The organism is Natronomonas salina (genome assembly GCF_013391105.1).
In the GTDB taxonomy this organism is placed as follows: Archaea; Halobacteriota; Halobacteria; order Halobacteriales; family Haloarculaceae; genus Natronomonas; species Natronomonas salina.
Window position 1 is genome coordinate 2,118,616 of the sequence record NZ_CP058335.1, and the last position, 14,482, is coordinate 2,133,097.

The 14,482-nt window shown below is 63.0% G+C and carries 16 protein-coding genes; 11 read left to right on the plus strand and 5 right to left on the minus strand.

Annotation, left to right across the window (positions count from 1 at the left end; all coding sequences use genetic code 11):
* Nucleotides 1-209: 209 nt before the first annotated feature.
* Complete coding sequence (locus tag HWV07_RS11145; RefSeq protein ID WP_178334375.1) at nt 210-1,778, minus strand: sensor histidine kinase; 1,569 nt, start codon at nt 1,776-1,778, stop codon at nt 210-212.
* 495 nt (nt 1,779-2,273) lie between these two features.
* Here HWV07_RS11145 and HWV07_RS11150 point away from each other — a divergent pair, with 495 nt between their 5' ends.
* Complete coding sequence (locus HWV07_RS11150; RefSeq protein ID WP_178334376.1) at nt 2,274-2,627, plus strand: SHOCT domain-containing protein; 354 nt, start codon at nt 2,274-2,276, stop codon at nt 2,625-2,627.
* Between the two features lie 21 nt (nt 2,628-2,648).
* Here HWV07_RS11150 and HWV07_RS11155 read toward each other — a convergent pair whose 3' ends face one another.
* Nucleotides 2,649-4,877: a copper-translocating P-type ATPase gene (locus tag HWV07_RS11155; protein WP_178334377.1), complete on the minus strand. Its 2,229-nt coding sequence runs from the start codon at nt 4,875-4,877 to the stop codon at nt 2,649-2,651.
* 384 nt (nt 4,878-5,261) lie between these two features.
* Here HWV07_RS11155 and HWV07_RS11160 point away from each other — a divergent pair, with 384 nt between their 5' ends.
* A complete protein-coding gene (locus HWV07_RS11160; RefSeq protein WP_178334378.1) occupies nt 5,262-5,822 on the plus strand; it encodes a DoxX family protein in 561 nt (186 codons plus the stop codon).
* Between the two features lie 175 nt (nt 5,823-5,997).
* Here HWV07_RS11160 and HWV07_RS11165 read toward each other — a convergent pair whose 3' ends face one another.
* Nucleotides 5,998-6,459: a universal stress protein gene (locus HWV07_RS11165; RefSeq protein WP_178334379.1), complete on the minus strand. Its 462-nt coding sequence runs from the start codon at nt 6,457-6,459 to the stop codon at nt 5,998-6,000.
* 506 nt (nt 6,460-6,965) lie between these two features.
* Here HWV07_RS11165 and HWV07_RS11170 point away from each other — a divergent pair.
* The 5 genes from HWV07_RS11170 to HWV07_RS11190 all read left to right on the plus strand — a co-directional run bounded on the left by HWV07_RS11170 (nt 6,966) and on the right by HWV07_RS11190 (nt 11,214).
* Entirely contained in the window at nt 6,966-7,616 is a 651-nt protein-coding gene (locus HWV07_RS11170; protein ID WP_178334380.1) for a universal stress protein, read from the plus strand.
* Between the two features lie 110 nt (nt 7,617-7,726).
* Nucleotides 7,727-8,518, plus strand: a complete 792-nt coding sequence (locus HWV07_RS11175; RefSeq protein WP_178334381.1) for an electron transfer flavoprotein subunit beta/FixA family protein — start codon at nt 7,727-7,729, stop codon at nt 8,516-8,518.
* Nucleotides 8,515-9,528 carry an electron transfer flavoprotein subunit alpha/FixB family protein gene (locus HWV07_RS11180; protein WP_246279749.1) on the plus strand — a complete coding sequence of 338 codons (1,014 nt, stop codon included), beginning with the start codon at nt 8,515-8,517 and terminating at the stop codon, nt 9,526-9,528. Before HWV07_RS11175 ends, HWV07_RS11180 begins: the two co-directional genes overlap by 4 nt.
* Complete coding sequence (locus tag HWV07_RS11185) at nt 9,525-10,898, plus strand: FAD-dependent oxidoreductase (RefSeq protein ID WP_178334382.1); 1,374 nt, start codon at nt 9,525-9,527, stop codon at nt 10,896-10,898. Before HWV07_RS11180 ends, HWV07_RS11185 begins: the two co-directional genes overlap by 4 nt.
* 1 nt (nt 10,899) lies before the next feature.
* Nucleotides 10,900-11,214: a ferredoxin family protein gene (locus tag HWV07_RS11190; RefSeq protein WP_178334383.1), complete on the plus strand. Its 315-nt coding sequence runs from the start codon at nt 10,900-10,902 to the stop codon at nt 11,212-11,214.
* Between the two features lie 42 nt (nt 11,215-11,256).
* On the opposite strand, the gene HWV07_RS19795 is transcribed toward HWV07_RS11190, so the two are convergent.
* Together HWV07_RS19795 and HWV07_RS11195 are read right to left on the minus strand one after the other, a co-directional pair.
* On the minus strand, nt 11,257-11,436 hold the full coding sequence (locus HWV07_RS19795) for a DUF7563 family protein (RefSeq protein ID WP_246279880.1): 180 nt from the start codon (nt 11,434-11,436) through the stop codon (nt 11,257-11,259).
* Nucleotides 11,437-11,531: 95 nt separating this feature from the next.
* Nucleotides 11,532-11,708 (minus strand): hypothetical protein, encoded by a 177-nt coding sequence (locus HWV07_RS11195; RefSeq protein ID WP_178334384.1) that lies wholly within the window; start codon nt 11,706-11,708, stop codon nt 11,532-11,534.
* Nucleotides 11,709-11,796: 88 nt separating this feature from the next.
* On the opposite strand from HWV07_RS11195, the gene HWV07_RS11200 reads away from it, so the two are divergent.
* From HWV07_RS11200 to HWV07_RS11215, 4 genes are all read left to right on the plus strand, one after another.
* Nucleotides 11,797-12,321 (plus strand): DoxX family protein, encoded by a 525-nt coding sequence (locus tag HWV07_RS11200; RefSeq protein WP_178334385.1) that lies wholly within the window; start codon nt 11,797-11,799, stop codon nt 12,319-12,321.
* A gap of 14 nt (nt 12,322-12,335) precedes the next feature.
* Nucleotides 12,336-12,638, plus strand: coding sequence for a hypothetical protein (locus tag HWV07_RS11205; RefSeq protein WP_178334386.1), 303 nt, complete (start codon nt 12,336-12,338; stop codon nt 12,636-12,638).
* Nucleotides 12,639-12,753: 115 nt separating this feature from the next.
* Nucleotides 12,754-13,386: a helix-turn-helix domain-containing protein gene (locus HWV07_RS11210; protein ID WP_178334387.1), complete on the plus strand. Its 633-nt coding sequence runs from the start codon at nt 12,754-12,756 to the stop codon at nt 13,384-13,386.
* A gap of 488 nt (nt 13,387-13,874) precedes the next feature.
* Entirely contained in the window at nt 13,875-14,324 is a 450-nt protein-coding gene (locus HWV07_RS11215) for a universal stress protein (protein WP_178334388.1), read from the plus strand.
* The last annotated feature ends 158 nt before the right edge of the window (nt 14,325-14,482 follow it).

Genomic DNA, 14,482 nt, shown 5'->3' on the forward strand with positions numbered 1-14,482 from the left:
CCAGAATCGAGATCATGTCCATCGTCACCGAGAATGGCGTACAAAAAACGGAAACAAACGACTGTGAGCTCCCGCCTTTGAACAAGACTGACTGCAAGCCCGAAATCTCCGATAAGCGTTATCGCATGATACCCCATCGGTCAATCCATGATACTACTACAGGAACGATCGGTGAAGAATCAGACTCGACATTCTAACGCACCCATCCTTCAACCGTCATCCGACAAATCACCAGCACCAGATTTTGACGCTACCTGAGAGACAGCTGGTAGTGAAAACGAAAACGTTGCTCCTTCCCCAGGCTCGGAGTCCACATTGATAGTGCCACCATGCCGTTCGATGATCCGTTCACAGAGCGCTAATCCGATACCTGACCCCGAGTACTCACTTTCCGCGTGTAGACGCTGGAAGACCTCGAAGATCTTGTCCTGGTACTCTGGCTCGATACCGATTCCGTGATCCCGAACCGAGACCGTCCACATGTCGCCGCTTCGCTCGGTGTCAATGGAGATTCGAGGCCGGTCGTCTCCGCTGTACACAATCGCGTTGGTTATGAGGTTCTGGAAGACCTGGCGAAGTTGATGTTCGTCCCCGGCAACAGTCGGTAACTCTTCGACGGTGATCGCAGCGTCGCTCTCGCTGATTCGGACGTCAAGGTCGGATCGGACGTCGGCCACGACGTCGTTCAAATCGACCGGTTCAAACGCATTGCCACGCGTCTCGACGCGTGAATACTGGAGGAGACCGTCGATCATCGCGCCCATCCGGTCGGCGCCATCGACAGCGTATTCGAGGTACTCCCTGGTTTCGTCGGACAGTTCGTCATCGGCTCGGCGCTGGACCAATCGCAGATAACTCGAGACCATCCGGAGCGGCTCTTTCAAATCATGTGATGCCGCATAGGCGAAGTGTTCGAGACGTTCATTCGAGGACTTGAGTCGCTCATTCGCCTGCTCGAGGGCGCGCTTGCGTTCATTGCGAGTGGTGACATCGCGGACGACGACGACGTAGTCTGGACCCTCTCCCGCCTGCTGTGGCAGGCGCGCGACAGTAGCTTCCGTTTCGATACGTTCGCCAGACGCGGTTTCGAGCGTTGCCTCGAACGTTCCCGCCTTTTCCGGGTTGGCCTGCGTTTCAGCTTCGAACTCAGCGGCCAAAGTTTCGATGTCTCCGCTAACGACGAGGGAGACGTTTGAGCCGAGGAGGGTCTGGCGGTCGTACCCGACGAGTTCTGTGTACGCGTCGTTGACGAGGGTGAACGTATCGTTGTGGTCGGCAACGAAGATGCCGTCGTGGACGGTTTCGACGATGGTCTCGTAGCGTTCGAGCTCCCGGCTGTAGCGTTCGGCTTCCCGGCGTCGCTCCTCGGCGTTCAGCGCCCGTGTGTATGCCTTCGCGTTCTGGAAACCGATGCCAAGGCCGGCGAGGCTCGCGAGGCTGGTGAGGATGAGGATGTTCTCGATGACGTTGGTGAGACCGGCAATGCCCGCGACGAGAAGTAAGATAGCGAACATAGCGCCGATTGCGCCGAGACACCATCTGAGAATCGTGGGGAAGCTATCGGGGTGGATGTCGCTGCGGGGGAGCCAGTAGGCTGCTACGAGTAAGCCGAGGCCGGAGCCGCCGACGATGATTCCGACGACTTCGATGTTCGCGAGTGGCGGATTGCCAGGGACGAGGAGTGGCCAGCCGGCGGCGAGAGCGAGGTAGAGCCCACCGAGCGCGAATAGGAGGCGACGACCATTGAGTGCTGTCAGGCTTCCACCTACATTCCGCATTGTCCCCGCTGATGGGACGGAATCGCTTACCTATTACGGTACCCGACTAGCTCAAAAGTAAGTGCAGATACTAGGCTAATTTCATGCAGATGACTAAGGGTTCTGAGGGCAGAGGCAGCTACGAAATAACACGTACCGCCGAACCGATGTCCGGCGCCAGCTAACAGTCTCTGTCAACGACACCCCACTTCAATTACCGATTCTCTTCGAGTATCTGCTGCACTTCGTCCTTGATTTACGCACGTAGATCTGCTTCTGACCGCTGCTCATTATTCCGTAGCCGAACCAACTTATCATCAATCGCCTCGACACGCTCCTCGAGTGTCTTCACCGTTGACTCCACATCCACATCCCCTAATCCCCTGGAGAACCCTCTCGATTGGCGCTTATCCCTCAGCAGGTCGAGCTCTGAGCCCCAGTGCCGCTGGATCGTGGGCTCCCACACGGCCGGGTTTCGGAGGGAGATTTTATCTGGCGTTCGGTCGAACTTGACCCATGGCCACGGAGAACGATCTGGTACGGATTTTGCTGGTCGTGGTCGCCGTCGTCGTGCTCCTCCCATTCCTGATGATGGCACTCATGATGCCGATGATGGGGGTCTGGGGCTGGGGGCACATGGCCGACAGCGGCATGTGGGGGAACGCAGACGGGACGTGGATGTGGATTCTGATGTGGGTGGTGATGCTCGCCGTCATCGGGGGCGTCGGCTACCTCATCTACCGGCTGGTACGCCGGTCGGCCAAGGACGTCTCCGACCCTGCCATTGAGGAACTCCGAGCAGCGTACGCTCGCGGCGACCTCTCAGACGACGAATTCGAGAGCCGGCGGGAGAGATTGAAGCGAGACTGAGACCCCTCGTTTCGAACGAAATCAGCCGGTCGGCGACGTATCGCGCGGCGGTGACACCTCCGGGAGACTCGGGATGTCCAGGTCGACCCGTCGCAGGAACTGTGCGTTAATCGCAACGATGACCGTACTCAGCGACATGAGCAACGCCCCAACGGCCGGAGAGAGGAGGATCCCCCACGGCGCGAGGACGCCCGCGGCCAGCGGGATGGCAAAGATGTTGTAGCCGGCCGCCCACACGAGGTTCTCCTTCATCTTCCGGTAACTCGCCTGGCTCAGTTTCACTAACCGGGCGACGTCCATCGGGTTGTTCTGGACGAGAATGATGCCCGCCGACTGGACGGCGACATCCGTCCCGCTGCCGATCGCGATGCCGACATCGGCCCGTGTGAGCGCCGGTGCATCGTTGACACCGTCGCCGACCATCGCCACCAGCTTCCCCTGGTCCTGCAGTTCCTGTACTTTCTTGTCCTTGTCCTCGGGCAGGACCTCCGCGAACACGGTGTCGATACCGAGGTCCTCGGCGACAGCCTCGGCGACGTCCGCCGAGTCGCCAGTCAGCATCGCCACCTCGATGTCTAACTCGTGTAGTGCCTCGACGACCCGGTAACTCTCCTCGCGGACGACGTCGGCCATGGCGAACGCCGCAACTGGCTCGCCTTCACGGACGAGATAGACGACCGTCTGGGCGTTCGCACCCGCCTTGTTTGCGAATGTCTGTAGGTTAGAGGGAACGTCACGATCGAGTTGTGTCAGGAGGTTTGGCCCGCCGACGTGGACGGTTTCGCCGCGAACGGTCGCCCGCACGCCGCGGCCCTTCAGCGCCTCGAAGCCCATCGCATCGGGCGCCGTAACCCCGCGCTCGTGGGCCGCCTCCCGGATGGCGCGGGCGATCATGTGCTCGGAGTCGCCTTCGACGGCGGCGGCGAGTTCGAGCGCCTCCGTCTCTTCGATGCCGTCGGTCGTCTCGATGCCGACGACGCCGTGTTCGCCCTCGGTGAGCGTCCCAGTCTTATCGAAGATGACCGTGTCGAGTTCCCGCGCCCGTTCCATGGCGATGCGGTCCCGGATGAGCATCCCGTTGCGCGCGGCAAGCGACGTGTTGATGGCGACGACTAGCGGAACCGCCAACCCGAGCGCGTGGGGACAAGCGATGACCAATACCGTGACGACGCGCTCGATGACTTCGGCGTTGAACTGTACCGCGACGGTCCAGGCGACGGCAGTCACGACTGCTGCGGCCAGCGCGACGTAGAAGAGCCAGCCCGCCGCTCGGTCGGCGAGCATCTGCGTTTTAGACTTGCTCTGCTGGGCCTCTTCCACCAGTCGCATGATGCCGGCCAACGCCGTGTCCTCGCCAGTCGCATCGATCCGCACCCGGAGACTCCCGTCGCCGTTGACGGTGCCGCCGATCACCTCGTCGCCGGGCTCCTTCGAGACTGGCATGGACTCGCCGGTGATCATCGCCTCGCTGACGTCGGAGTCACCCTCCTCGACGACCCCGTCCGCCGGCACGCTCCCGCCGGGACGGACGAGCACGAGGTCACCCTCCGTCAGTTTGTGTACGGGGACCTCCTCGGTCTCGCCGTCGTCAGTGACGCGCTCGGCGGTGTCGGGCATCAGCTTCGCCAGCTCGTCGAGCGCACTGGAGGCCCGCCGGACCGACCGCATCTCGATCCAGTGGCCCAGCAGCATGATGTCGATCAGTGTCACCAGCTCCCAGAAGAAGGCCGACTGCGTCGGGAACGCAACGCTCGCCAGGCTGTAGACGAATGCGACGGTGATAGCCATTGAGATGAGGGTCATCATGCCCGGCGAACGGTCCTTCAACTCGGGGACGGCCATCCGGAGGAACGGGACGCCACCGTATGCGAAGACTATCACCGCAAAGACGGGACTGATCCATTCGCTCCCGGGGAACGCCGGGACCGAGAACCCCAGCCACGCTTGCAGAGTCTCGCTGTAGAGGAGGACAGGAATCGACAGCAGTGTCGAGACGAAGAAGCGTCGGCGGAACATCTCCTCGTGGCCGGCGTGCATCCCGCCGTGGTCTCCGTGGGTGTCCCCGTGGCCGCCGTGACCCTCGTGGTCATGTTTGGCCTCCACCTCCCGACGCGCGTGGCGCGGTTCGGCCTCGTCCTCGATCAGCGACTGTTCCGTCCGTGGTTCCTCGGAGGTCTCACCCTCCTCGGCGGCGTCGCTACTTACACCCTGCTCATGGTCGTCGCGCGAACCTTGTTCCCTGTCGCCCATCACGCGTTCGTTTGCTCCGTGCCCCCTTGAACCGAAGGGTTGGAGGGTGCCCCGGTCCGTGCCGAACGACTACGAGACGGTGATCGCGATTGCCACGCCATAACGGCCGTTCTTCGCCGTTGAGCTATTAAGGGGGATAGTTCTCGTGGGTCGCTCGTCAGTCTCGTCGTCCCCATCGACTTCGACGTCCAGTACTCTATGCGTACAGAGAGCTTCACTCCGTCGACCGGGAGGTGCCATGACGGCACTCTGAAAGCTGCAGAGAGCCGTGGGAGTCCACGGCTGATGCGGGGGTAGCGGTCCACCTGCTAACGAATCCGTGGTCATCGGATCGTCACAGGACAGCCCTCAATTTATAACCCACCGAGCCGTTAGCTTGGACCTATGTCAGAGACAAACGCACACGACACGACGTTCCAGTCAACACTCGCGGGCGTAACCGTCGAGGGTCGCGCCCACCCGCTGAGTGCCTGGTTCGTGCTCGCGTTGCGCCTCGTCATCGGGTTCGCGTTCTTATACTCGGGCGCGGAGAAGGTCCTCGTCGGATTCGACGCGCAGGGGTACCTCCTGAACGTCGCCGCCCAGAACGGCAACCCACTCGAGGAGATGTTCCTCTGGATGGGCCAGACCGATTGGTTCGTCGCGTTCGTCAACATCGCCGTCCCGTGGGGCGAAGTGGCCATCGGCCTCGGCCTCATGGTCGGACTGTTGACGCGGTTGGCCGCGTTCTTCGGCGCGCTCATGATGCTGTTGTTCTACTTCGGGAACTGGGACATGGCCCACGGCCCCATCAACGCCGACTTCATGTACATGCTCGTGTTCCTGTCGGTCGCTGCCTTCGGTGCCGGCCGCATCCTCGGGCTTGATCAGTACGTTGAGCAGTACGAGGTCGACGGCCAGCCACTGATTGAGAAGTATCCTCGGCTCGAGTACGTCCTCGGCTGACAATCGACGAACTCGTCTGATACCACGTCGAATCGTTGAATGTTCAGAAATTCGTTTCCAGGGAGAATAGGACAGCATGTCGCCTCTGCGCCCCGGACTGCACGTGCCCACCTCGCGTCGGCGTCCCACCCGTGGTGGACACAGGGTGAGATAATCGCTCTTTCGGACCCGTGAGCTATTTTTTCTCGCGTGCGTCGACGACCAGTACTGGGACGTCGGTCCCGCGGAGGACCCGCTCGGTAACACTTCCGAGCAATGCTCGCCGGACGCCCGAGCGGCCATGGCTGCCCATCACCACCAAATCGATACCGTGGCCTTCGGCGTACTGCGCGACCATCTCATGAGGCCGCCCCGCCGAGACGTGCTCGACAACATCCAGGCCACGCTCGCTAGCGCGCTCGGCGACATAGCCGGTCGCCTCCTCGGCCTTAGCTTTCACCTCCTCCATCTCATCGAACCGGCCCTGCTCGATGCGGTCCAGCTGTTCGCCCCCGAGCGTCAGGCTCAGCGAATCGGTGTCGACGACGAACAGGGCGTGTACCTCCGCACCGTACCGCTCGGCGAGATCGAGTGCCTGGTCGATGGCTGTTTCCGCGACGTCGCTGCCGTCCGTGGGAATAAGTATTCGTTCGTACATTATTAGTGCTCCTTGAGGTTCATGACGGCGTTCGCGTTGGCGGTCAGCCACGTTGTGGAGTCCTCTCGATCGTCCGCACCGAGAGGACGAACGGGTACTCATAAAGGGACTCCTTCCGATGTCCCAGTGCCTCGAGTCCGTGAAGTCCCCACGTTGAACTCCACCTCACTACGAACGTATCCGTCAATGTCCTCAACCGGCGATTCGATATGGGTCCGCATATAACAACTAATCAAATCTCAGCATATGGGAATTGAACGCAGCCGCTCGTGGAACTTGATGCAGTCCCCACCGTTCGAGATACAGGATCGGAGAATCACGATACCTTCACCTCGTCGTCAGCAGCGCCAATCAGGTCGACCCGATTGCGGATGAACGGGTCACCGGATCTGAACCTGAGTACGAGCCAAGCTTCGATTGGATGCCGAGATCGACCCCACGAGAGAATTCCCGGATTCTGGGATTCGGCTAGCCTCTATTTTTCGTCCCCCGTCCTTAATTCGAATATGCACGAACGCATACTGGTCCCGACCGACGGGAGTAAAGGTACCGCCCACGTTGCGATGCAGGCGCTGGACCTCGGTGAACAGTATGGGGCGACGGTCCACTTCCTCTATGTAGTGGACTCGAACGCCGGTGCGGTGCTGGCAGACGCATCGGGGACAGAAGCGAAACTTCGGGAAGTCGGCGAGCGGGCAGTCGCGACCCTCGAAGAGCTGGCCGAGGCCTACGATGTCGCGACGGTCTCCGAGATACGGGCGGGCGACCCTGCAGAGGAAATCCTCGCGTACGGGGACGACGTTGACGCCGACCTCGTCGTCATGGGGACGCATGGCCGGTCGGGCATCGAGCGACGGCTCATCGGTAGCGTCGCCGAGCGCGTCGTTCGCCACTCGGAACAACCCGTGATGACCGTCCGGCTCTCGGAAACCGACCGGACGGTGACTAACGAGTCCCAAGCCATCGACATCGTTGACGAGGCGCTCCGTGAGGCCGGATACCGCGACATCGACGTGGCCGGCGCCGATCAGCAGCGCCATGTCTGGGTTGTCGAAGCTACGGCTGACGGGTCCGCCTACAACGTGTATGTCGACCCTGTCACCCAGCGGACTAGCGTCGTCCGCCGGTCAGACGAACGGGTGCTCCCCGAGAACTAGGAGCGCTTTTGATAAAAGTGGACCCGTCTTTCTCGACGGCTGGGATAGAGGGTTCTGGGTTATCCAGACAGTGGACGAAGATGGAAACGGGGGAGGGGTAGGCCAATACCATGACCGATCATCCAACCATCGTCGTCGGAATCAAGCAGGTTCCGGACGACGACGAAGTCAGCATCGACCCGGACACCGGGCGACTCGACCGGTCGAGCGCGCCCGCGGTCCTGAACCGGCCCGACCGGAATGCACTGGAGGCGGCACTCGGAATCCGCGACGAGGTCGGCGGGCGCGTCGTCGCTATGACGATGGGGCCGCCGCCTGCCGCAGAGGTCCTTGAGGTGGCCGTCGCGATGGGCTGCGACGACGGTGTCCTCGTCTCTGACGTCGCCTTCGGTGGCAGCGACACGTGGCCAACGAGCCTTACGCTCGCCCGCACGGTCGAATACCTCGACGGCGACATCGTCGTCTGTGGCGAGGAGACAACGGACTCCTCAACGGGCCAGGTACCGCCGGGCATCGCTGCCCACCTAGGGTGGGCACAGCTCACCTATGTTGAGGAACTGGAGCCGCTCCCAGAGACGGGCCAGCTGGCCGCGCGACGCGACGTCGAGGGCGGCTACGAACGGGTCATCGCTGACCTCCCAGTCGTCGTCGCCGTCGCCTTCGGCGAGAACCACCCGCGACCTGCCGGGCTCCACCGGAAGATCTACGCTGAGACCGAGTTCGAACCGGTGACCCTGGACGCCGACGACCTCGGCATCGACGAGAACACGGTCGGACTCGCCGCATCGCCAACGCAGGTCGGCGGGATGGACACAATCGAGGGAGTTGAACGCGAACGCGTGACGGTCGGGACAGTCGACGAACTCATTGACGAACTCGCGGGCACGGAGGTGCTGCCGTGACCGACGTCAACTCCGAAGAGTACGAAGACGTGTGGGTCTTCGTCGAGGAGCACGATGGGGAGGTGATGGGCGTCTCCTGGGAACTGCTCGAGGAGGCGAAGTCGCTGGCCGAAGAGACCGGCGAGGACCTCGTCGCGCTCGTGATCGGCCATGACGTCCACGACGTCGCCGAGAGGGCGGTTTCCCGCGGCGCCGACCGCGTGCTCGTCGCCGACGACGAGGTTTTCGAGCCGTACCGTGCGGACCCTTACGGCGAGCAGTTCCGGGCGATGGTGGAGGCGCGGAAGCCGTCGATTGTACTCATTGGAGGGACCCACACCGGCCGTGACTTCGCTGGCCGGGTCGCCGTACCGAGCCACGCCGGCCTCACCGCCGACTGCACCGAGATAGACGTCGACGACGATGGCGTCCTGCAGGCCCGGCGTCCAGCCTTCGGCGGCAACGTCCTCGCGACGATCATCTGCGAGGAGCACCGCCCGCAAATGGCGACGATCCGCCCTGGCGTCTTCGAGTCGGCTCCCGCCGAACCCGACCGCGAGGGCCAAATCGAGCACGTCGACGTGGTCGTCGACGAGGCTGACACCCTCACGGAGGTACTAGAGCGCAACACCAACGAAACGGTGGACATCACGGAGGCCGACCGGATCGTCGCCGCTGGAGGCGGCGTCGACGGGGACCTCGCGCCGATTCGACGGCTTGCGGACGCGCTCGACGCCGAAGTCGCGGCGAGCCGACGCGCGGTGGACGAAGGCTGGATCGAAGGCTCCCGACAGGTCGGCCAGACGGGCAAGACTGTCCGGCCGGAGCTCTACGTCGCCGTTGGCATCTCCGGCGCTGTCCAACACCTCGAGGGGATGAACGACAGCGACGTCGTCGTCGCGATAAACAACGACCCGAATGCACCAATATTCGAGCACGCCGATTACGGCATCGTCGGCGACCTCTTCGAGGTCTGCCCGGCGCTGGCCGAAGCTCTCGAGGAGACCGATACACCGGAGGTAACACCATGACCGATACTACGACCGCTGAGGACCCACTGGCTGAAAGGGACACGGAGACGCCGGACTATGACGACCACTTCGACGTCGTCGTCGTGGGTGCCGGGCTATCCGGTAGCGCGGCCGCCCTCCGAATGGCCCAGGCGGACCTCGAGGTGCTGTTGATCGAGCGGGGCCGCTACCCAGGCGCGAAGAACGTCTTCGGGGGCGTCCTCTACACGCCGACCATCCGCGAACTAGTCGACCTCGAGGAGGCGCCACTGGAGCGGTACATCGCGGAGCGTCGCTACGGGATGCTCACCGATCGCGACGAGACGGCCGTCTCGATCAGCCCCGGGGAATGGCACGAACCGCCGCACAATGACTCCTATACGGTGTTCCGCGGCGAGTTCGATCGCTGGTTCGCGGAGCAGGCCGTCGAAGCCGGCGCAACGCTCGTCACGGAGACGACCGTAACTGGCCTCGTCCGCGAGGAGGACCGCGTGGTCGGCGTCGAGACAGACCGCCCGGGCGGCACGCTACGTGCCCCGTACGTCGTCCTCGCGGAGGGTGGCAACTCGCTGGTCAGCGAGGGCGCGGACCTCAAGGAAACCGAGGACCGCGAGAACGTCGCCGTGGCAGTCAAGGAAGTCTTAGAGTTTCCCGACGACGAGCACGCAATCGCCGACCGCTTCCGTCTCTCGGGGGACGCCGGCGCGGCCTACCACTACTTCGGTGAAGGGGCTGTCGGCGACGCCTTCGGTGGCGGCTTCATCTACACGAACGGCGACTCGGTGAGCGTCGGCCTCGCCTACCGAATCTCGGACGCCGTGACGACCCAGCCGGACCCCGAGGGGACGCTGAACGCGTTCAAGACCCATCCCAGTGTCGCGCCGCTGCTGCGGGGGGCCCGGACCGTCGAGTACGCGGCCAAAACCATCCCGGAAGGTGGCATCCAGTCCGTCCCGGACCTGGTCCACGACGGCGCCGTCGTCGTCGGCGATGCCGCCGGCCTCGTGCTCAACAACGGCGTCCACCTAGAGGGGACGAACATGGCCGTCGAGAGCGGCGTCCACGCGGCTGACGCCATCGTCGACGCCACGCCGGATGGCCAAACCGACGCAGCCACCCTTGAGGCCTACCCCGAGGCTCTCGAAGAATCGTTCGTCGTCCGGAATCTCCAGCGATATGAGTGGCTGATGGAGGCCGTCGAGGCGGACCGCGAGTTCGTCTTCCAGGAATTGCCGCGGGCGCTGGCCGACGCCGGCACCGAGTACTTCCGGGTCGACCGGGAGCCCAAGGAAACACACGCAGAGAACGCGAAGGAGCGCATCCTAGAGGCCGTCGGCGGCTACTCCGGCGCTGCCAGGCTCGCGCTCCGCTACAGGAAGATAGTGACCTAGTATGAGTGTTGAACCACACACCCCGGACGTCGAGAACGACTCGCTCGAAGACCGCCTCTACACCGTCAAGTACGATGACCCAGGGGAGTCACATCTGGACGTGACTATTCCCGGGCTCTGCGCCGAACGGTGTACGACCTACGATTGCGTGTCGGTCTGTCCGGCAGGGGTCTGGCGAGAGGGCGATGAGGGCGTTCCCGAGATAGCCTATGAGAACTGCCTCGAGTGCGGTAGCTGCCGCTGGGCCTGCACGCACGGCAACGTCGAGTGGGAGTACCCCGGTACAGGGAGCGGCGTCACCTACAAGAAGGGGTAGCCGTTCCCGGCTGCCCGCCGATTCGTTCTCCTTTTCTGTGCGTTATCGAGCAGGTACTGCCACGTCTCGGCGACGCTTCGAACGGGCCTCCCGTACCTCGGCGCCATCCCGGATGAGATCCGGACAGTACGGACAGACCCTCGGGTGGTCCACCTCGTCGGGCGTCACCACGCGGACATACGTGGTCGTAACGAACGAACCGCAGTTCTGGCAGTGTGGCATAATCAAGCGCGGTGCCGCGCGTCGCGTCGGGTCGCGGTCCACGGTTAGTTCCTCATCGTGGCGACGGGTCCCACCGTCGCTTGATATACAGCGTTTTATCCGCTCGGCACGGCCATCGAGGGTCGGTGGGGGTCGTACCGGTCACACTGGATGCCTAGCTCCCGGTATCCGTCGTCGGCTTCGCGCTTGCGAGCGCCGTAGTTGCCGTCACCGGCGCGCCCCGAGAGGAGGATCGTCTTCACGTCGTCAGGGACCAGGATCTTCCCTGGCAAGTAAGCGACCCCACTTGAAAGGCTGTATATTGGTGCCAAGGTGATTCGGGATCGGCTCCCCTCGTCTCACCTGTAGGGTGAGAAAACCATGTCATACCAAGCGGCCAACCCCCTATCGGAGGAGTTCGAACTCGAGCTCTCGGGGGCGCTGACGGCGTACTGGCTCGCGTTCCTGCGCATCGTCACCGGCTGGTGGTTCTTCCACTCCGGCGTGACGAAGCTCATCGAGGACGGGCTGGCCTACAGCTACGGGCCCATCTACCTGCAAGGCATGGATGGGACCGCGCTCGGTCCCCTCCCAGTCTGGATGGGGAACAACCTCGCGTGGCTCATCGAGCCGATGGTGCCGCTCGGTGAGACCCTCATCGGGCTCGGCCTGATGGCAGGGGCGCTCGTGAGGCTCGCCTCCGTCTTCGGTGCCCTGTTCATGACGCTGTTCTGGGTCGGCAACGCCGACTTCGGACACGGCCTCGTGAACGGCGACCTCATGGGCCTGCTGCTGTTCGTCACCATGATCGTGCTCGCAACCGGCCGCTACTACGGCCTCGACGCGATCATCGAGCGGACGAAGTTCATCAGGAACCGACCGAAACTGAAGTACCTGCTCGGCTAGGCGGTGAGAGAACCATGAACACCAACACAGAACTCAACGTAATAGACCGGACGGCGATGGGGCTCAGCGCAGCGCTGATGCTGCTGGGCATCGTCATCCTCGGCATCGTCGAGATGCTCGCGGGCGAACCGTACGGCGCCGCGCCGCTGACCAACGAAGCGGGCGAGGTGATCGCCACCCCGTTCGTCGACCCGACGCTGCGGACCGGTCTGGTCCTGGCCGGCCTGGCAGTCCTGCTGCTGTGGGGCCTCTACAAGGTCGCCACGCCTGACCTCGAATCGGGCGAAACACCGGTCGCCGAGATACCGTCCGACTAGCATCCGACGGGCCTCTACGTGGTTTCAGCGGTCAGACGTCGTGAACTGATTGATTCTCATTTTTCAGGACTCGTCGCAGGGGCTCTTGACTACGTCGTCCATAGGTCCACCTGTAATGTCACGTACATCCGCTGGGCGGAGGGACCGTGAGGGTCCGGCCGGCCCGCTCGACGTGCGGCTGGCCGTCGAGATTGACGCTGCCGGAGGGTGTCCGCTCCAGAACCGCGATCTCGACTCGGTCAAGCAGTCACTGACTCGCTCGGAGTTCGACGGCGAGGAAATCTGCCAGGTTGCGATCAACAACGATGAGACCTGCCACTACCAGCGGACGCCCGTGGATGCGGCCTGCCCGTGTGCAATCGTCGAGGGGCACGACTGCATTGCCAACCTCGAGTCCGTCAGAGACGGGACCCTCGTGTACTCCCTGGTGATTCCGGAGCGGGCGACCCTCCGAGCGATCATCGAGGACCTCCGGGAGGCTGACGCGACGGTCTCCCTGGAGCAAATCCGCTCGGGAGTCGACGACGGCCCGGACGCGACGGTGGGCGTGACGCTGACCGAGAAGCAACGGGAGGCGCTGGCCGTCGCCATCGGCGCCGGCTACTACGAGGAGCCCCGGGAGGCAAGCCTCGACGACCTCGCCGACGAGCTCGGGATCACCCCATCTGGGGTTTCCCAGCGGCTGAACGCCATCGAGCGGAAGCTCGTCCGCGAACGCGGGCGGGCAATTGACGCCCTAGCGGACTGACCGGACGTTTTGGCGGACCAACTCACCGCCGTGGCATACCCACGAGAGGTCTAGCCGGTCGGCGACCCACCCGTCGGCCTCGCTCCGTCGTCCCGGTTACGGCCTGTTCGTCCAGTAGTTCGAACTGGAGGCTTCCCCTCCTGTCGGTCACTGCCACGACCTGCTCGCCGCAGGGGATGCCGCTGGCGACACACGCCGGTCCATCGGCAGTTTCTCGCTGAGCCGATTACCGACGTCGACGCTGAGGTCGTAGTACTCCGGGTTGTGGTGGTGGCCGAGACAACCGTAGACTGGGACTAGAGAGTGGTCCACACGTCGTCCGCGGCACGAATCGACTCTCGCGGTCCATCTACACGTAGTCCTCTCTTGGAGGGTGAAATCCACCAGGCACTGCACGGCCGTCACGGCAGCTCCAATATTCTGGGGGAGGTCTCAGATACTGGGATTTAGTCGTCCAATATATCTGATTCTCAATCGTTTCTCTCTATATGTACAATCGAATCCTCTTGCCGACGGACATGAGTGCGGGCGTCGACCGGGCGATCGAACACGCCATCGATGCCGCCCAGCGTTACGGAGCCGAACTCCACGTCCTGTACGTTGTCGATGCGGAGGCCTACAGCTCCTATCCCGGGGACGAGTACGTTCACGAGTTCGAAGGGCTAGAGTCTGCGCTTGAACAAGCGGGTCGCGACGCGGTAGCGGCAATCGTCGATCATGCGGACGAAGCCGGTGTCAAGACAGAGTCGGTCATTTGCCATGGCGTCCCTCACGAGGAGATCCTCGCATACAGCGAGGAAGCTGACGTCGGGCTGACAATCGTCGGTTCGAAAAACCGTTCGGGAGAGTATCGCCGGCTGCTCGGCAGCGTCGCCGAACGGATCGTCCGAATGGCCGAACACCCCGTCACCGTCGTCAAGACACCGATCGAGAAATAAAGACCACGGGTTCAGCAGTCACGTCGCCACTCAGCCTTAAGGAGGTCCCTCGACATGTTCCACGTCGGGGAAACTCTGTATCGAATCTAGCCGTGATTCAAAGAGCGGCCCAGGTCGCGGTGCTAGCGACTACGAATTCGCCGACTGGACTTGTTGCG